Raw genomic sequence first — 16,745 nt, 5'->3', positions numbered from 1 at the left:
ATAACCTCCAATGCCGGGCGTCTCCCTAGTCCAACGCGTAAAGACTAGCCAGCATTCCATGAACGATCTCGACGAACCGTTACGTGAACTCATCCCCAGGCTGCGGCGGTTTGCCGTGTCGCTGACGCGCAACCCCAGCAACGCTGACGATCTGGTGCAGTCGTGCCTGGAGCGGGCGCTGTCGGGTTGGGGCGACAAACGCCAGGACGGCGATTTGCGCGCCTGGCTGTTTTCGATTCTGTATCGGCAGTTTCTCGACGCTCATCGGCGTTCGAGGCGCTATGCGCGAATGCTTGAGTTCTTCACCGGTCGCGACGATGCGCAGCCCTCGGTCGAGCGCACGGTGTTGGCGCAATCGACGCTGCAAGCCTTCGACAAACTGACCACCGAGCAACGCGCGCTGCTGCTTTGGGTCTCGGTGGAAGGCTTGAGTTATAAGGAGGTCGCCGAGATTCTCGACGTCCCCACCGGCACTGTGATGTCTCGCCTGTCCCGCGCCCGCCAGGCCTTGCGCCAGCTCAGCGACGGCGAAATCACCAGCCCTTCTTTGCGGATACTCAAATGATCAGCATGCCCCCAAGCGTTAATGACTTGCACGCCTACGTCGACCATCAACTCAACGACGTGGACCGGCGCCTGGTGGAAACGTACCTGGCGGCCAACCCGCACATTGCCGAGCAGGTTCAGGCCTGGCAACAGGATACCCAGCAACTGCGCGCAGCCTTGAGCGGCGCCTTGCAGCAACCGCCCAACCCGAACCTCGACCCACGCGTGATTCGCCAGCGCCTGAAACGTCAGTCCCGCCGCCACTTGGCCAGCGCCGCCGTATTACTGATCGCAGTCAGCGTCGGCGGCCTGAGCGGCTGGCAAGCACGGGAAATGACCATGACAGGCATGACACCGCCGATGACCGATGCGATGCAGGCATACCGGATGTTCGCCCAGCAAGGCATCCTGCCGGCCGATTACAAGGTCCTCGATGACGGCGATATGCAGAGCTGGCTCGACCGTTACTTCTCCCAGGCCAATCGCTTGCCGAACCTCGCCAACTCGGGGTTCAAACCGGTCAGCGGACGTTTGCTGAGCACCGACCAAGGGCCCGCAGCGATGGTGATGTACGAGGACCAGAGTGGCCGCAAAATCAGTTTTTACATCCGCCCGCCAGGCCCGAAGAACAGCCTGCTGCCACGCGGCAGTCGTAGCGACGGCGAGTTGCAGGCTGAGTACTGGTCGGGGGCCGGGTACAACTATGCGATGGTCAGCGAAGCCCGGGATCCGGCGACGCAAATGCTCAAGCAGATGCAGAGGTTTTAAGACTTGCATAATAATCGGCTAAAAACTCAGCGACTTTCATAGGCAAAAAGCTGTACCGACTGTCTATTTTTGTCGAACAATCCATGACTTTCATCGACACCGGTGGAAGGAAAATTCACCGTTTGGTTAGAATTGCACCGCCATCGCTCAGGGGGAGCAGGCAAAAAGACCAGGGGGGGACAACACTTGGCCGCTATCCCGCCAAACCGTTCACGACTCAAACCACGTTGGCCGGCCCTGCACAGGCTCTTCGGCAAGCCCCTCGTCGACCCTGCAAACAACAGCGCAAACGGCCAGGTGATCGACGATTACTTTCGCCACAAGGCCCACGGTCAGGGCTACACCCTCAGTCACAGCCAGCAACGGGTGATCGACTGCATGGCGCAATTGGCGAATGCGCTGCCGGGCAGTTGCGTCTCTGCGCAGGCAACTCGAAGCCTTTACCTGCACGGCGCGGTCGGCCGAGGCAAGAGCTGGTTGCTCGATGGGTTTTTCCAGGCATTGCCGGTTGCCGAAAAACAACGTGTGCACTTCCATGACTTTTTTGCGCAACTGCATCAGGGCATGTTCCGCCATCGTGCACAGACCGATTCGCTGGCGTGCACGCTGAATGAACTGCTCAGGGATTGCCGCGTGCTGTGTTTCGACGAGTTTCACGTGCATGACATCGGCGACGCGATGCTCATCACCCGGTTGTTCAAAGCGCTGTTCCAGCGCGGCATCCTGCTGCTGGTCACGTCCAACTATCCACCCCAGGGCTTGTTGCCCAACCCGCTCTACCACGCACGTTTCAAGCCGGTCATCGACCTGATCCATTCGCGTATGCAGGTCATGGAAGTCGGCGGCCCTCACGATTACCGCAGCCAGGTGCGAACCCATTCGCAGCAGGTGTTTACCCAGGGCCAATACATTTGGCCAACCACGGCGTCGCAACGTCAGGCCTTGAAGTTGCCTCAACAGGATGCTTCGGCTATTGCCCTACCGGTCGGCACTCGCCAGCTTCAGGCTCGGCATTGGGAAGATCGAACCATCGCGTTTACCTTCAACGACCTGTGCGAACAACCGACGGCGGTCATGGACTACCTGGAACTGTGCCGACGCTTCGACACCTGGATCATCGACGCCCTGCCGGATCTGGCGGACTGTCCGATCGCCACTCAACAGCGTTTCATCAACCTGATCGACGTGCTCTACGATCAGGACAAACGCCTGATCCTGCTCGGCGAACGGCCGTTGCGCGAGCACTTGGGCGGCGACGCCATCGACCTGGCGCGTACCCGCAGTCGTCTGGGACAACTGGTGGACGTCGGGCCGGCGCTATAAAGCGTCCAGGGCAGCGGGTTTTGCCGTTATCATGGCGGCGCTTTTTTTGTGGGCTACACGCCGTTCTCTTCTCATTGGTTGGATGTGTTCATGCATACCCTTGCACAACTGCAGGCCGGCGCGCTTGCGGGGCTCAAACGTCTGGATCTGTCGTGCGGCCTGACTGAGTTCCCCGAGGAAATCTTCGATCTGGCGGATTCGCTGGAGGTGCTCAACCTCAGCGGCAATGCCTTGAGCAGCTTGCCGGATGACCTGCATCGCCTGACGCGTCTGCGCGTGCTGTTTTGCTCGGACAATCAGTTCCGCGAACTGCCGACCTGCCTGGGTCAATGCGCACAACTGACGATGATCGGTTTCAAGGCCAATCGCCTTGAGCGAGTCCCGGCCGCCGCGTTGCCGCCACTGCTGCGCTGGCTGATCCTGACCGACAACTGCATCAGCGAGTTGCCGAGCGAATTGGGCGAACGGCCACACCTGCAAAAACTGATGCTGGCCGGCAACCACCTGCAAAGCCTGCCCGCGAGCTTGAGCCAGTGCCATCAGCTGGAACTGATCCGCATCGCCGCCAACCGAATGACCGAATTACCGCAGTGGCTGCTGACATTGCCGGGGCTCGCATGGCTGGCGTACGCCGGCAACCCGCTGGAAACCGAGGCCGATGCCGCCGCCCTCGAAGCCACGGCGAACATTCCCTGGTCGCAGTTGCACTTGCAGCAACAACTGGGCGAAGGCGCGTCCGGGGTGATTCACCAAGCGTTGTGGGAGCAGCCTTCACAGCCTGAGCGCAAGGTCGCGGTGAAACTCTACAAAGGGCACATGACCAGCGACGGCTCACCGCTGCATGAAATGAATGCCTGCATCACCGCTGGCATTCATCCCAATCTGATCAAGGTCGAGGGCCGGATCGTCGGGCATCCACAGGCGCAGGCCGGATTGGTCATGCACTTGATCGAACCGAGCTATCACAACCTGGCGGCGTTGCCGAGCCTGGCCTCTTGCAGTCGTGATGTTTACGCAGAGGACACCCGCTTCAGTGCCACAGTGGCACTGCGGATCGCCAGCGGCATTGCCTCGGCCGCCGCGCACCTGCATCAGCAGGGCATCACCCACGGCGACCTGTATGGCCACAATACGCTGTGGAATGAGCACGGCGATTGCTTGTTGGGCGACTTTGGCGCGGCGTCCTTCCATGCCACCTCAGACACGCTAGAGACGCGCGCGCTGCAACGCATCGAAGTGCGGGCGTTCGGGATTCTGTTGGGTGAGTTGCTGGAGCGGATCGACTCAGGTTTGAGCGTTGAACGCCGTGAGCGCTTGATGGACTTGCAGAGCCGCTGCTGTCAGCCGGATGTGCTGGCGCGCCCAGGATTCAGCGAGATCGTGCGCGAGTTGGCCGCCTGCCAATCGAATCACTAGCGGCACATTCAAACCCTGTGGCGAGGGAGCTTGCTCCCGCTGGATGGCGAAACCGTCCCAACAACGACGACTGCTGCGCCGCCGAACGGGAGCAAGCTCCCTCGCCACAAATCAGCTCACAAACCGACAGTACGGTTTAACCCGCCAACCCGACAAACATGTCCTGCACGTCGTCATGGTTATCGAGGCCTTCGAGGAAGGCTTCGACTTCTTCCATTTGCACGTCGGTCAAACCGCTGACCGGGTTCTTCGGCTTGTAACCGAGCTTCGCCGACAACACCGTGAAACCCTGCTCAGGCAAGGCTTTCTGTACCGAGTCGAGGTCGGTGGCTTCGGTGATGAACAGGGTCGCGCCGTCTTCGCCCGGCTCGAAATCCTGTGCACCGGCTTCGATGGCGGCCATTTCCGGATCGGCATCCGGGGTGTCCGGGGACGCCTCGATCATGCCAACGTGGTCGAAGTCCCAGGCCACGGAGCCGGAAGCACCCAACTGCCCTTTACGGAACGCTACGCGGATTTCCGCTACGGTACGGTTGATGTTGTCGGTCACGCATTCAACGATCAGCGGCACCTGATGCGGGGCGAAGCCTTCGTAGGTCACACGGTGATACTGCACAGTTTCGCCGAGCTGGCCCGAACCTTTCTTGATTGCACGCTCCAGGGTTTCACGCGGCATCGAGGCTTTCTTGGCCTGTTCGACCACCAGTCGCAGGTGCGCGTTGGTGCTGATATCAGCGCCGTTACGTGCAGCAATGGTGATTTCTTTCACCAGTTTGCCGAAGATCTTGCCCTTGGCGTTGGCTGCCGCTTCTTTGTGTTTAACCTTCCACTGTGCGCCCATTACTCACTCTCTTGATCTGTGGCGCCGAGACATCTATTGGCCGACGCTTTGCGCAAGTTTATACGGCAAAAAGTTGGCAATCGACCAAAAAGTGTTGTGAGCGATCGACATCGTCACAACCTGTTGTAGGGCTTTTCTGAAATGTCGGTTTACCGTGACTATTGGGCGCCAGTGTTTCGTAACCTCTGTGCCCCGTACTTCAAGGCAGAAGAGTGTTTGATGCGCAACAACATGGAAAGTCCCTTCACCCTGACGCTCACCGAGCTCGCCTTGAGTTTTCAGGTCCGACAGTTCAGCGGTCGCGAAGCCCTCAACCAGATCTATCGATTCGACATCGAAATGCTCGGCCCACTGCCGGCAATGAATCTGGATCAACTGCTACATCAGCCGGCATTTCTGCGCCTGAGCCACAACACTGGCATTCACGGCATCATCCACAGCGCCGGCTTGCAATACTGCGGCGCACAGCAGATTGGCTACACCCTGAACCTGGCCCCCCGCCTGCTTGCGCTGGAGCAACAGCGCTGTCGACGGGTATTCCAGCAACTGAGCGTGCCAGAGATCCTGCGCCAGCTGCTGGCAGAGCATCGACTGCCGCCCGACAGTTATCGTTTTGAGCTGCCAAACGGTGAGTATCCGCGGCGCCCGTTTTGTATTCAGTACGATGAAACCGATCTGCACCTGTTGCAACGGCTGTGCGAAGAGGAAGGTATCCACTTTCACTTCGAACACCAATGCGAGGGGCATGTGCTGGTGTTCGCCGATGACTGTGAAAGCTTTGCGCAGCAGCCGGTCGAGAGTGCTTTTCACCCCAGCGCGTTGAATGCCGAACAGCCACGGATCAGCCAGCTCTTTCAATGCCATAGCCGACCGACCACAGGGCCGCAAACCACCTTTCAACAGCACGCCAGAACTGACCTCGCAACCACCGAACCTGAAGACTCTGCAAACCAGACAGACCTCGACAGCCTGCACCCAACGGGCCGAATCACTCCCCAAAAGGCCCGGTGCAACCAGTTCGGTCGCCGCGAGCTCGAGCGGCTGCGCAGCCTGCATCGCCAGATCCAGGGCCACAGTACACTGCCCGAACTGCTCAGCGGCCGGCTGCTGCAAGTCACCGGGCATCCCGTTCCGGCGTTCAACGATCAATGGTTGTTAAGCGAAGTGCTGCACCTGGGCAAACAGCCTGATGTCGACACGGCGCTGCCTGAAACCGAGGGTTATCGCAATCAATTCAAGGCCATTCCCTGGTCAACCGCGTTCCGACCGGCCCTCAAACATTCCAGGCCGTGTATCAGTGGTTACCAGATGGCTCAGGTCCTCGGCCCAGCAGGAAAGCCGCCGCACGTCGACGAACACGGGCGAATCAATATCTGCCTGTGGCCTGACCCGCAATCCGATGGGCAAGGCTCCTCAAGCATCTGGTTGCCGATTGCACACTCCGGGACGGGGCGCACGAGCTTGCCACTGGCTGGCAGCGAGGTGCACGTGAGTTTCCTCGATGGTGATCCTGATCGACCGGTGCTCTGCGCGGGCATCGCTTGCGTACCACCGGGCGAACCGCTACAGAGGGGCAATGAGCAGGAGCCATCGCCGACTTGCTGGAGCGGCGAGATCTATTTGTTCGAACGGCCTCCCGCCACCACCGAACGCCTGGCAGACACCACGTGGTACATCGTGCGCATGCCGCGTCCCAGGCTCAAGGAACTCGGGAGCCTCAACCGTGACGATGTGGTGATGACCGGTAAAAGCCGGGCACTGGGCAACCTGTCGCTGACGAATGAACAGAAACAGCGCCTGACCAGCGAGTTCGCCCGTACCCCTAAACAGCTCTGCCTGCTGTATCCAGGGCAATGCGTGGCGCTGGCCGATTACTTCCAGCAGCACTGGAACAGCGAGCAACGCCTGAGCTTTATCAACAATACCAACCCTGCCAGCACTCAGCGTCCGCCTCGCGAAACCCGTCTGCTGTTCGATTGGCTGGTGAACCGTCCGGACGCTACTCCCTAGGGTTTGTTGACGTTCAGCGCCGACGTTTCTGGAAATGGTGCGCGAGAGCCTTGTGTAGTCAGTACTGGCCTCATCGCGAGCAAGCTTTGCTCCTACAGACGCCGCTGTACGTAGGAGCAAAGCTTGCTCGCGATGGCCGCGCCGCGGTCTGTCATCAAGTCGGTGCCAAGCCGAAAAACGCCTGTATCAAGCGCAGATCCCGGCGCCGCTCCATGCAGCCGATCATGTGCCGGTTGACCAGCCCTTCGCCAATAATCGGCACCGCCCGCACACGCGGGTCGTGGCTGACTTCCACCGAAGACACCACGCCCACCCCCAACTCGGCCGCCACCGCCTCGGTCACCGCCTCACGGCTGTCCAGTTCCAGCAGCACCCGAGGATTGACCCTGGCCTGGGCGCAAGCCTCATCGAACGTGCGACGGGTGATCGAACTCGGCTCACGCAACACCATGATCACCTGATCCAGTTGCTTGAGCGCAACCCCTTCGTGCAGCGTCGACCACGGGTGCCCCTCCGGCACCAGCGCGCAAATCCGTGACTCGCCCAAGGCTTGCAGGTGCAAGCCTTTGCGCGGCTCGACCTCGGTCAGCACCGCGACATCGGCGTGCTCGGACAACAACGCCGCGAGGGTTTCCTGGGCATTGCCCAGCCGCAGGTTCACGGTGATCCCCGGATACCGCGCACGCAGGCTGGCGAGCATCGGCATGACCATGTGCGGGCCGTCCGCCGCCACTTCCAGGCGACCGGTCAACAACTGCCGGCTGGCCTCAAGCATCACTTGTGCCTCTTCGGCCAGACCGAACATCGCTCGGGTGATGGCCGCAAGCTTGATGCCCTCCTCCGTCAACTCGACCCGCCGCGCGGTGCGCCGCAGCAGGGTGATCTGATAGTGCTCCTCCAGCGCCTTGATATGCCCGGTGACCGCCGGTTGGCTGATGAACAAACGGGCCGCGGCACGGGTGAAGCTGCCTTCACGGGCCACGGCATCAAATGCACGGAGTTGGAACAGGTTCATAGCTATCGGCCTTACTGATGGCTGGCATAACAATAAACAATTTGATTGATAGCTCGCCAAATTGCAATTTATCTCCCGCAGCTTCATCCCACCGATTGCGAGGCCACCCGAATGAGTACTGCCGAACCCATCCTGCTGACCCCCGGCCCATTGACCACGTCGCAGCGCACCCGTCAGGCGATGATGGTGGACTGGGGTTCATGGGATGACCGCTTCAACCAATTGACCGCCAGCCTCTGCGAACAACTGTTGGCAATCATCAACGGTGCCGAGAGCCACCATTGCGTGCCGTTACAGGGCTGCGGCACCTTCGCCGTCGAAGCGGCCATCGGCACCCTGGTGCCCCGCGACGGTAAAGTACTGGTACTGATCAACGGCGCTTACGGCAAACGTCTGGCGAAAATCTGCGAAGTGCTCGGTCGCTCTTTCAGCACCTTCGAAACTGCCGAAGACGAACCGACCACCGCCCCCGACGTCGACCGCCTGCTACTGGCCGACAGCAGCATTACCCACGTGGCGCTGATCCACTGTGAAACCAGCACCGGGATTCTTAATCCCTTGCCGGAAATCGCCCAGGTCATCGCCCAGCACAGCAAACGTCTGATCATCGACGCCATGAGTTCCTTCGGCGCACTGCCGATCGACGCTCAAAAAGTGCCGTTCGACGCACTGATCGCCGCTTCGGGCAAATGCCTGGAAGGCGTACCGGGGATGGGTTTCGTCTTCGCCAACAAAGCCGCCCTGGCGAATGCCGCCGGCAACTCCCACTCGTTGGCAATGGACCTGTTCGATCAATACACCTACATGGCCAAGACCGGCCAATGGCGCTTCACCCCGCCGACCCACGTGGTCGCGGCGCTGCACGAAGCACTGCTGCAATACAACGAAGAAGGCGGCCTGCCGGCACGGCATCAGCGATACGCGAACAATTGCCGAGTGCTGCTCGATGAAATGGCCAAACTCGGTTTGCGCAGCTTCCTGCCCGCCTCGATCCAGGCGCCGATCATCGTCACCTTCCATGCGCCGAAAAATCCGCGCTACCAGTTCAAAGAATTCTACGAACGGGTGAAAGCCAAGGGTTTCATCCTCTACCCGGGCAAGTTGACCCAAGTCGAAACCTTCCGCGTCGGCTGCATCGGCCACGTCAATCAGGCCGAGATGAAAGCGGCGGTGGCGGCGGTAGCCGACGTGCTGCGCGAAATGGAAGTCCTCGACATCTGAACCACCACAGTCCCCTGTGGGAGCGGGCTTGCTCGCGAAAGCGATCTGTCAGCCAACATTATTGCTGAATGTCAGACCCTCTTCGCGAGCAAGCCCGCTCCCACAAAGATCATTCCACACAGTTAGCTCTCACAGGATTCTGATCACCATGAACTATACAAACCCAAACAAACTGCAAGCCGCCATCCTTGACTGGGCCGGCACCGTGGTCGACTTCGGTTCTTTCGCGCCGACTCAGATCTTCGTCGAAGCCTTTGCCGAATTCGACGTCCAGGTTTCCATTGAAGAAGCCCGCGGACCGATGGGCATGGGCAAGTGGGACCACATTCGCACCCTCTGCGATCAGCCAGAAGTTGCCGAACGTTATCGCAAGGTCTTCGGTCGTACGCCGACCGACGATGACGTGACCGCCATCTACAAACGCTTCATGCCGCTGCAAATCGAAAAAATCGCTGAGCACTCGGCACTGATCCCGGGAGCCCTGGACACCATCGCCAACCTGCGTCGGCAAGGGATCAAAATCGGCTCGTGTTCCGGTTACCCGAAGCAAGTCATGGACAAAGTCGTCGAACTGGCCGCCACCAACGGCTACGTGGCTGACCATGTGGTCGCCACCGACGAAGTGCCGAATGGCCGCCCATGGCCGGCTCAGGCCCTGGCCAACGTGATCGCCCTGGGAATCGACGACGTCGCCGCGTGTGTGAAGATCGACGACACCGTGCCGGGCATTCTCGAAGGTCGCCGGGCCGGCATGTGGACCGTCGCGCTGATCTGCTCAGGCAACGCGCTCGGCCTGACCTACGACGGTTATCGCGCGCTGGGCAGCGACACACTCGCCAGCGAACGCAAACGCATTCACGCGATGTTCGAAAGCTCGCGCCCGCACTACATGATCGACACCATCACCGACCTGCCGGAAGTTATCGCCGACATCAACAAGCGCTTGGCCAACGGTGAGATGCCGCAAAGCAGTTGATTGCCGCGCCGTAACGCAAAAAAGCGCCAGCCCTTGAACGGGGCTGGCGCCGTTTTTTGCCCAAGCATCTGTCGCAGAGCGCTCGATGAGGCAGAAAAGCCTGATCTGACTCAGGCAAATCCACGCAAACAGGATTACAGTTAAAGCACTCCGTCGCATAAGAACGGAGACTTCAGACCTGAAAAGCGAGGAAAACCGTATGCCCTGGAAGAACTCCGAATCACGCTACAGCACCGTATCAATCGCGCTGCACTGGTTGATGCTGGTACTGCTGGCGGTGGTCTACGCCTGTATCGAACTGCGCGGGATCTTTCCCAAGGGCAGTGGCGGGCGGACCCTGATCACGGAAGCACACTACATGCTCGGCCTGACGGTGTTCGTATTGGTCTGGTTGCGGCTGTTTGCCCGCAGTCTGGGCAGCGCCCCGAAAATCTTCCCGGCCTCGCCCCAATGGCAAACCGTGCTTGCCCGGTTGATGCACTGGGCGCTGTATATATTCATGATTGCCACGCCGATTCTCGGCTGGCTGGTTACTAGCGCCAAAGGTCAGCAAGTGATGTTCTACGGTGTTGACCTGCCGTTGTTGATCGGGGAAGACAAACCGCTGGCCAGGCAAATCCAGGGCTGGCACCAGCTCGCGGGCACCATCGGCTATTGGTTGATCGGCCTGCATGCCGCGGCCGGGCTGTATCACCACTACGTGGTGCGCGATAACACCCTGCTGCGGATGATGCCCAAGCGCATCAGCCCTGACTGAGCGGCGCAAAACCCCGGCGACCCTGCAAACCGCCGGTGTGCACAAAGATCAATCGTGTGCCGGAGGCGAAACGCCCGGCTTCGATCTGTAGCTTCAATGCCAATAGCGCCTTGCCGGTGTATAGCGGCTCCAATGGCATACCACAGGCCTGCTCGGTCTCGTCGATAAACCCCAACAACACTGGATCGACTTTGGCGAAGCCACCGCGACTGCCGTCGAACAACTCATATCCCCGGTCCGGCAAGCCGCATTCGCCGAGAATCACCTCGACCTGTTGCGTCACACCATGATCATCGGGCACCGCCAGCACGCCATACACCGGATGCCTTTCCTTCTCGGCCAGCACCAGCCCGGCCAGCGTGGTGCCGGTTCCGCAGGCCAGCCACCAGCCGTCATGGTCATTCCAACCCAACTCGCTCAACTTTTCGCCGACCTGCGTCAGCAATTGCCCACAACCGCGCGCGCCGAGTAAACCACCACCGCCTTCGGGGACTGGATGCAGATGCGGGTATTGCGCCTGCCATGGCTGCCAGAAACCCGGTTCGTGGCGTGCGCGATAACCGCCGTAACCCAACCAGTGCAAGTGCATGCCAAAGGCCTGCAAGTCCTGCACGGTCGAGGTGTCTTGCGGATGCCCGCGCAGCAGGCCAACAGTAGGAAAGCCAAAGCGCTTACCCGCGGCCGCCAGCGCATGCAGATGGTTGGACCAGGCGCCACCCAGACTGATCACACCTTCGGCACCCGCCTCGCGGGCCACCCTCAGGTGATCAATGAGCTTGAACCACTTGTTGCCGGAGATCAGCGGGTCGATCTGGTCCAGACGCAGCACCATCACCTCGACACCGGACTGTGTGAGCCAGTCCAGGTGAAGACGCTCGAGAGGGGCCTGGGGGAGCCAGTCAAAAGGAGGAGAAAGCATTGATACCGGCTCTTTGGGAAAGAGCCAGCATCTTAGCAGCAGATAGAACGCCTTCGCGGGCAAGCCCGCTCCCACAGGGGTTCAGAGTTGAACCACCATTTGGTGAACAACACAGAACCTGTGGGAGCGAGCTTGCTCGCGATGGCCATTGGCACGCTTAACCTGCTGTCACTATCAGAGCTCAGCAGCCAGACGCGAACCCTGGTTGATTGCGCGTTTGGCATCCAGCTCCGCCGCCACGTCCGCACCACCGATCAAATGCACGTTCTGCCCGGCCGCTACCAGGCCATCGTGCAATTCGCGCAAGGGATCCTGTCCAGCGCAGATCACAATGTTGTCCACCGGCAGCACCTGCGGTTCACCGGTTTCACCGATTCGGATATGCAGGCCTTCATCATCGATTTTCAGGTACTCGACGCTGTTGAGCATCTGTACGTGCTTATTCTTCAGCCCCGTGCGGTGAATCCAGCCAGTGGTTTTGCCCAGACCGTCGCCGACCTTGGATTTCTTGCGCTGTAACAGGAACACCTGGCGTGCAGGCGCGTGCGGTTCGGCCTTGATCCCGGCGACACCGCCGCGGGCCTGCAGGTGAGTATCGATACCCCACTCTTTCCAGAACGCTTCACGGTCCTGGCTGGTGGCAACGCCTTGATGCACGAGGAATTCCGAGACGTCAAAACCGATACCGCCGGCGCCGATCACCGCGACGTTCTTGCCGACCGGTTTGCGCTCCAGGATCACGTCCAGGTAGCTCAACACTTTGGCATTCTCGACGCCCGGAATCGCCGGCACACGCGGCGCAATCCCGGTGGCCAGAATCACCTCGTCATAACCGCCGTCCACCAGTTGCGCGACATCGACCCGCGTGTTCAGGCACACCTCGACATTCGTGGTCTGCAGCTTGCGTTTGAAGTAGCGCAAGGTTTCGAAAAACTCTTCCTTGCCCGGTACACGCTTGGCAACGTTGAACTGGCCACCAATTTCACTGGCGGAATCGAACAGCGTCACTTGATGTCCACGCTCGGCGGCCACGGTTGCCGCGGACAAACCCGCAGGACCGGCACCGACCACGGCGATTTTCTTGATCTGCTGCACCGGCAAGTAGTTGAGCTCGGTTTCATGGCACGCCCGCGGGTTCACCAGACACGAGGTCAATTTGCCGCCGAAGGTGTGGTCCAGACAGGCCTGGTTGCAACCAATGCAGGTGTTGATTTCATCACCGCGACCGGCAGCGGCCTTGTTGACGAACTCCGGGTCGGCGAGGAACGGCCGCGCCATCGACACCATGTCGGCATCGCCTTCAGCGAGGATCTGCTCAGCCACTTCCGGGGTGTTGATGCGGTTGGTGGTGATCAGCGGAATACCGACTTCCCCACGCAACTTGGCCGTGACCTTGCTGAACGCGGCACGTGGAACCTTGGTGGCAATGGTCGGAATCCGCGCTTCGTGCCAGCCGATCCCGGTGTTGATGATGGTCGCGCCCGCTTTTTCGATGGCCTTGGCCAACTGAACGATTTCTTCCCAGCTACTGCCACCTTCCACTAGATCGAGCATCGACAGACGGAAGATAATGATGAAATTCGGACCGACCGCTTCGCGTACGCGACGAACGATTTCCACCGGCAGGCGCATACGGTTTTCGTAGCTGCCGCCCCAACGGTCGGTACGGTGGTTGGTGTGGGCAGCGAGGAACTGGTTAATGAAATAACCTTCGGAGCCCATGATCTCGACGCCGTCGTACTCGGCTGTTTGCGCCAGGGTCGAACAGGTGACGAAGTCACTGATCTGCTTCTCGATGCCTTCCTCGTCCAGCTCTTTGGGCTTGAACGGGTTGATCGGTGCCTGGATCGCACTCGGCGCAACCTGTTTCGGGCTATAGGCATAACGCCCGGCGTGGAGGATCTGCATGCAGATCTTGCCACCCGCCTCGTGCACCGCACGGGTGACGATCTGGTGCTTGAGCGCCTCATCGACAGTGGTCAGCTTGGCGGCGCCGGAGTACACCCCTCCCTCATCGTTCGGGCCAATTCCGCCGGTGACCATCAGGCCAACCCCGCCGCGAGCACGCTCGGCGAAGTACGCCGCCATGCGTTCGAAACCGCCAGGCTTTTCCTCAAGACCGGTGTGCATCGAGCCCATCAGGGTACGGTTGCGCAGCGTGGTAAAACCCAGATCCAGCGGGGCCAACAGGTGCGGGTAATGAGCGGCGGTCATCGGTAGCTCCACAACGAACAATCACGAAAAAAGTGCGGGCGCTCTTTGGCACCCATCAGTTATGTGCCACAGACTAAGAGCAGGTCCGTCATCGCTCAATGACCGTAACTGACAACTTATTGATCCAAACGCGCAGCACCTCTTGGCATTCGTCGGCATGGGGCCTACCCTAGTCGGCGAACCCTGCACACGGCCGCTTACTGTTTTCCCATGCGCAAACTTCTTTACCTGACCGCTTCCATGGCGTTGATCGCCGTCATCGCCGCGTACGCGATGTGGACCGCTGATCGCCCGGAAGGCCATTACCTCTCGGACCTGCGCATCAAACTCGCCGTTGACCAAGGCGTTCCGGCCGACCGTGGCAACCTGCTGGGCATTCAGCCCGAACTGTTTCCCACTGACTATCAAAGCCCCGAGCACCTGCACCGCAAGCTCGCAGCCTATTTGCAGCAGGCTCACGAACAGGGCCTGCTGAACGAAAAAACCATCGTCGTGCTGCCGGAACACATTGGTACCTGGTTGATGGTCAGCGGTGAGAAAGACGAGCTGTATCAGGCCAGCACACGGGACGAAGCCATGAACTGGCTGGCGGTGAGTAATCCTCTGTCCTTTTCGCGTGCGTTGATCAGCGCCAAGGGCGACAGCCGCCTGGATGACGCATATGTGCGCATGAAAGCCAAAAGCATGGCCAAACAGTACCAGGCACTGTTCGGTGGGCTGGCCAAAGAGTTCGGCGTCACCCTGGTGGCGGGCAGCATTGTGTTGCCCGAGCCCAGTGTCAGCGACGGAACGCTGAAAATCGGCCGTGGCGCGCTGTACAACAGCAGTCTGGTGTTCGGTCGCGATGGCTTGCCGATCGGCCAGCCACAGCGTCAACTGAGCCCGGCCTTCGATGAACAGGCCTTCATCCAGCCAAGCGCCGATCAAGTGATCAACGTCATCGACACTCCGGCCGGACGTCTGGGCGTATTGATCGGCAACGACAGCTGGTATCCGGACAACTATCGAAAACTCAACGATCAGGGCGCTCAGTTGATCGCCGTGCCTGCCTTTGTCATCGGCCGAAATACCTGGGACAAACCCTGGCGTGGTGACAAGGGGCCATCAACCCCGAGTGAAATCGGCGTCAAACCCGGCGAGCTCAGCGAAGGCCAAGCCTGGCATCGCCTGACGCTGACCAGTCAGCGCCCGGTCAGTCAGGCCAGCGCCGGTGTCAGCGTGTTCCTGCGCGGGCAATTCTGGGATCAGGGCTGCGCCGGCCAAAGCTTTCTCAGCAGCAACGGCCAGCACTTCGCCGACCGCGAAGCCCGCGGTGCACGTTTGCTGAACCTCTGGTTGTAAGCGATGAAACCTCAACCGATGCGCCTCGGGGATTTGTCGGTCGGCTTCGTCCATAGCCTGGCTGACGCAGTACGCAGCCACGGTCTGGACCCACAACCGCTGCTGGAACAATACGGTCTCGACCCGGCGCGGTTGGCCGAAGCCGGAGCTCGGCTGTCGATTCCGCGCTATATGCGCCTGGGCCACGCGGCGATTCAACTGACCGGCGACCCGGCGCTGGGCCTGCGCATGGGTCAACTCAGCCGCCTCAGCCAGACCGGGCTCGCCGGGGTCACTGCCGCTCAGGCGCCAACCGTGCGCGAAGCAGCGCGCTGCCTGATTCGCTTCGAAGCCTTGTACGGCTCCAACTACCGCGGTCAGTCGAGTTTCCATGAGGATGCGCAAGGTGCATGGCTGCGGTTCTACTCCATCAGCCCGTACAACGCCTATAACCGCTTTGTGGTGGATTCGATTATCGCAGGCTGGCTGCAGCAGTTGTCCAGCCTGAGCCCTGAGCCGCTGCGCGCCGAACGCATCGACATCGAGTTCGCCGAGCCGGATTACCGCGAGCGTTACGCGCTGCTGGGCGACTGCCCGATCCAGTTTGGCGCCGAGCATAATCAACTCAGGCTGAGTCAGGCCAGTCTGGCGCTGCGCAACCCCGAGCACTGCCCGAGTACCTGGCGACATCTGCTGCAATTGTGTGAACGGGAACTGGAGCAATTGACCCGCACCCGCAGCCTGCGTGAACGCATCACTCAGTTGCTGGGGCCTTTGCTCAATGGTGGTCGCGAACCCGACCTGGAAGAAGTGGCGGCACGCCTGAAGCTGCCGACCTGGACCTTACGTCGCAAGCTCGCCGAAGAAGGCACGCAATTTCGCGCCATTCTCAACGACACCCGCCGCGATCTGGCCATGACCTACATCCGTGACACGGAACTGGCCTTTGGTGAGATCGCCTACCTGCTGGGTTTTGCCTCGGCCGAAGCCTTTCAACGCGCCTTCAAACGCTGGAACAACCAGACGCCTGGCGAATTCCGTCGCAGTCACCGGAAATCAGCTTAAAGCGGCAAGTTTCGAGCTCCAAGCTTGAAGCTGAAAGCTTGTGGCTGTCAGCTGCTCTTCTACAACTCTGTGGCGTCTTCGGCTGGTTCCAGTGGGTCCAGTTCAAACGCCTGGTATTCGAGCAGCTCTTCTTGATAATCGTCCATTGAGATGTCCTTTTGAGTCGAGTTAAAACCACTGTACCAATGACCTTCGCCATCAGCATAAAGTGCCCGCATGAAAGAAAAATGACGCGGGCACACAGAAGCGATCCTGCTAATAAAACGTAGCAGGCACTCAAGAATTTATCACGGGAGACTTTGAATAAAAGCTGAAGAAAATCAGCCTCGGGTGGCGCAGATGATTCCGAACAAA

15 protein-coding genes are annotated in these 16,745 nt (G+C 60.0%); 10 read left to right on the top strand and 5 right to left on the bottom strand.

Annotated features, from left to right (window positions below):
• Positions 1 to 58 precede the first annotated feature (58 nt).
• The 4 genes from ACIPIN_RS07615 to ACIPIN_RS07600 all read left to right on the top strand — a co-directional run bounded on the left by ACIPIN_RS07615 (position 59) and on the right by ACIPIN_RS07600 (position 4,053).
• Positions 59 to 565: an RNA polymerase sigma factor gene (locus ACIPIN_RS07615; RefSeq protein WP_401117159.1), complete on the top strand. Its 507-nt coding sequence runs from the start codon at positions 59 to 61 to the stop codon at positions 563 to 565.
• Complete coding sequence (locus tag ACIPIN_RS07610) at positions 562 to 1,314, top strand: anti-sigma factor family protein (protein ID WP_401117157.1); 753 nt, start codon at positions 562 to 564, stop codon at positions 1,312 to 1,314. The genes ACIPIN_RS07615 and ACIPIN_RS07610 overlap by 4 nt, the downstream gene beginning before the upstream one ends.
• 186 nt (positions 1,315 to 1,500) lie before the next feature.
• Positions 1,501 to 2,637 carry a cell division protein ZapE gene (gene zapE, locus ACIPIN_RS07605; RefSeq protein WP_401117155.1) on the top strand — a complete coding sequence of 379 codons (1,137 nt, stop codon included), beginning with the start codon at positions 1,501 to 1,503 and terminating at the stop codon, positions 2,635 to 2,637.
• A gap of 90 nt (positions 2,638 to 2,727) precedes the next feature.
• The gene (locus ACIPIN_RS07600) at positions 2,728 to 4,053 is read left to right on the top strand and encodes a protein kinase (RefSeq protein ID WP_401117153.1); all 1,326 of its coding nucleotides are present in this window, start codon (positions 2,728 to 2,730) and stop codon (positions 4,051 to 4,053) included.
• Positions 4,054 to 4,189: 136 nt separating this feature from the next.
• Here the strand turns inward: ACIPIN_RS07600 and ACIPIN_RS07595 are convergent, their stop codons facing one another.
• On the bottom strand, positions 4,190 to 4,894 hold the full coding sequence (locus tag ACIPIN_RS07595) for a YebC/PmpR family DNA-binding transcriptional regulator (protein ID WP_401117152.1): 705 nt from the start codon (positions 4,892 to 4,894) through the stop codon (positions 4,190 to 4,192).
• Between the two features lie 141 nt (positions 4,895 to 5,035).
• Here ACIPIN_RS07595 and ACIPIN_RS07590 point away from each other — a divergent pair, with 141 nt between their 5' ends.
• Positions 5,036 to 6,904, top strand: coding sequence for a type VI secretion system Vgr family protein (locus tag ACIPIN_RS07590; protein WP_401117150.1), 1,869 nt, complete (start codon positions 5,036 to 5,038; stop codon positions 6,902 to 6,904).
• Positions 6,905 to 7,058: 154 nt separating this feature from the next.
• On the opposite strand, the gene ACIPIN_RS07585 is transcribed toward ACIPIN_RS07590, so the two are convergent.
• Entirely contained in the window at positions 7,059 to 7,919 is an 861-nt protein-coding gene (locus ACIPIN_RS07585) for a LysR substrate-binding domain-containing protein (protein ID WP_401117148.1), read from the bottom strand.
• Positions 7,920 to 8,030: 111 nt separating this feature from the next.
• On the opposite strand from ACIPIN_RS07585, the gene ACIPIN_RS07580 reads away from it, so the two are divergent.
• The 3 genes from ACIPIN_RS07580 to ACIPIN_RS07570 all read left to right on the top strand — a co-directional run bounded on the left by ACIPIN_RS07580 (position 8,031) and on the right by ACIPIN_RS07570 (position 10,873).
• Positions 8,031 to 9,140 carry a 2-aminoethylphosphonate--pyruvate transaminase gene (locus ACIPIN_RS07580; protein ID WP_401117146.1) on the top strand — a complete coding sequence of 370 codons (1,110 nt, stop codon included), beginning with the start codon at positions 8,031 to 8,033 and terminating at the stop codon, positions 9,138 to 9,140.
• A gap of 148 nt (positions 9,141 to 9,288) precedes the next feature.
• Positions 9,289 to 10,116 (top strand): phosphonoacetaldehyde hydrolase, encoded by an 828-nt coding sequence (gene phnX, locus ACIPIN_RS07575; RefSeq protein WP_401117144.1) that lies wholly within the window; start codon positions 9,289 to 9,291, stop codon positions 10,114 to 10,116.
• A gap of 199 nt (positions 10,117 to 10,315) precedes the next feature.
• Complete coding sequence (locus ACIPIN_RS07570; protein WP_401117142.1) at positions 10,316 to 10,873, top strand: cytochrome b; 558 nt, start codon at positions 10,316 to 10,318, stop codon at positions 10,871 to 10,873.
• Here ACIPIN_RS07570 and ACIPIN_RS07565 read toward each other — a convergent pair.
• Positions 10,860 to 11,792 (bottom strand): 1-aminocyclopropane-1-carboxylate deaminase/D-cysteine desulfhydrase, encoded by a 933-nt coding sequence (locus ACIPIN_RS07565; RefSeq protein ID WP_401117140.1) that lies wholly within the window; start codon positions 11,790 to 11,792, stop codon positions 10,860 to 10,862. The two genes, ACIPIN_RS07570 and ACIPIN_RS07565, sit on opposite strands and share 14 nt — an antisense overlap.
• Positions 11,793 to 11,966: 174 nt before the next feature.
• Positions 11,967 to 14,006, bottom strand: coding sequence for an FAD-dependent oxidoreductase (locus ACIPIN_RS07560; RefSeq protein ID WP_401117138.1), 2,040 nt, complete (start codon positions 14,004 to 14,006; stop codon positions 11,967 to 11,969).
• 210 nt (positions 14,007 to 14,216) lie between these two features.
• Between ACIPIN_RS07560 and ACIPIN_RS07555 the strand changes: the two genes are divergently transcribed.
• Together ACIPIN_RS07555 and ACIPIN_RS07550 are read left to right on the top strand one after the other, a co-directional pair.
• On the top strand, positions 14,217 to 15,347 hold the full coding sequence (locus tag ACIPIN_RS07555) for a carbon-nitrogen hydrolase family protein (protein ID WP_401117136.1): 1,131 nt from the start codon (positions 14,217 to 14,219) through the stop codon (positions 15,345 to 15,347).
• A gap of 3 nt (positions 15,348 to 15,350) precedes the next feature.
• A complete protein-coding gene (locus ACIPIN_RS07550; RefSeq protein ID WP_401117135.1) occupies positions 15,351 to 16,391 on the top strand; it encodes an AraC family transcriptional regulator in 1,041 nt (346 codons plus the stop codon).
• Positions 16,392 to 16,450: 59 nt separating this feature from the next.
• Here ACIPIN_RS07550 and ACIPIN_RS07545 read toward each other — a convergent pair whose 3' ends face one another.
• The gene (locus ACIPIN_RS07545; RefSeq protein WP_401117133.1) at positions 16,451 to 16,633 is read right to left on the bottom strand and encodes a hypothetical protein; all 183 of its coding nucleotides are present in this window, start codon (positions 16,631 to 16,633) and stop codon (positions 16,451 to 16,453) included.
• Between the last annotated feature and the right edge of the window lie 112 nt (positions 16,634 to 16,745).

Origin of the sequence: Pseudomonas sp. NPDC087697 (assembly GCF_044743155.1) — a bacterium.
Taxonomy (GTDB): domain Bacteria; phylum Pseudomonadota; class Gammaproteobacteria; order Pseudomonadales; family Pseudomonadaceae; genus Aquipseudomonas.
Note: the sequence above shows the minus strand (reverse complement) of the source record. Positions and strands in the feature narration are given on the sequence as shown.

Coding starts and splice junctions, on each gene's coding strand:
- ACIPIN_RS07615 (WP_401117159.1), top strand. CDS start 59: ATGAACGATCTCGACGAACCGTTACGTGAACTCATCCCCAGGCTGCGG.
- ACIPIN_RS07610 (WP_401117157.1), top strand. CDS start 562: ATGATCAGCATGCCCCCAAGCGTTAATGACTTGCACGCCTACGTCGAC.
- ACIPIN_RS07600 (WP_401117153.1), top strand. CDS start 2,728: ATGCATACCCTTGCACAACTGCAGGCCGGCGCGCTTGCGGGGCTCAAA.
- ACIPIN_RS07595 (WP_401117152.1), bottom strand. CDS start 4,894: ATGGGCGCACAGTGGAAGGTTAAACACAAAGAAGCGGCAGCCAACGCC.
- ACIPIN_RS07590 (WP_401117150.1), top strand. CDS start 5,036: ATGTCGGTTTACCGTGACTATTGGGCGCCAGTGTTTCGTAACCTCTGT.
- ACIPIN_RS07585 (WP_401117148.1), bottom strand. CDS start 7,919: ATGAACCTGTTCCAACTCCGTGCATTTGATGCCGTGGCCCGTGAAGGC.
- ACIPIN_RS07580 (WP_401117146.1), top strand. CDS start 8,031: ATGAGTACTGCCGAACCCATCCTGCTGACCCCCGGCCCATTGACCACG.
- phnX (WP_401117144.1), top strand. CDS start 9,289: ATGAACTATACAAACCCAAACAAACTGCAAGCCGCCATCCTTGACTGG.
- ACIPIN_RS07570 (WP_401117142.1), top strand. CDS start 10,316: ATGCCCTGGAAGAACTCCGAATCACGCTACAGCACCGTATCAATCGCG.
- ACIPIN_RS07565 (WP_401117140.1), bottom strand. CDS start 11,792: ATGCTTTCTCCTCCTTTTGACTGGCTCCCCCAGGCCCCTCTCGAGCGT.
- ACIPIN_RS07560 (WP_401117138.1), bottom strand. CDS start 14,006: ATGACCGCCGCTCATTACCCGCACCTGTTGGCCCCGCTGGATCTGGGT.
- ACIPIN_RS07555 (WP_401117136.1), top strand. CDS start 14,217: ATGCGCAAACTTCTTTACCTGACCGCTTCCATGGCGTTGATCGCCGTC.
- ACIPIN_RS07550 (WP_401117135.1), top strand. CDS start 15,351: ATGAAACCTCAACCGATGCGCCTCGGGGATTTGTCGGTCGGCTTCGTC.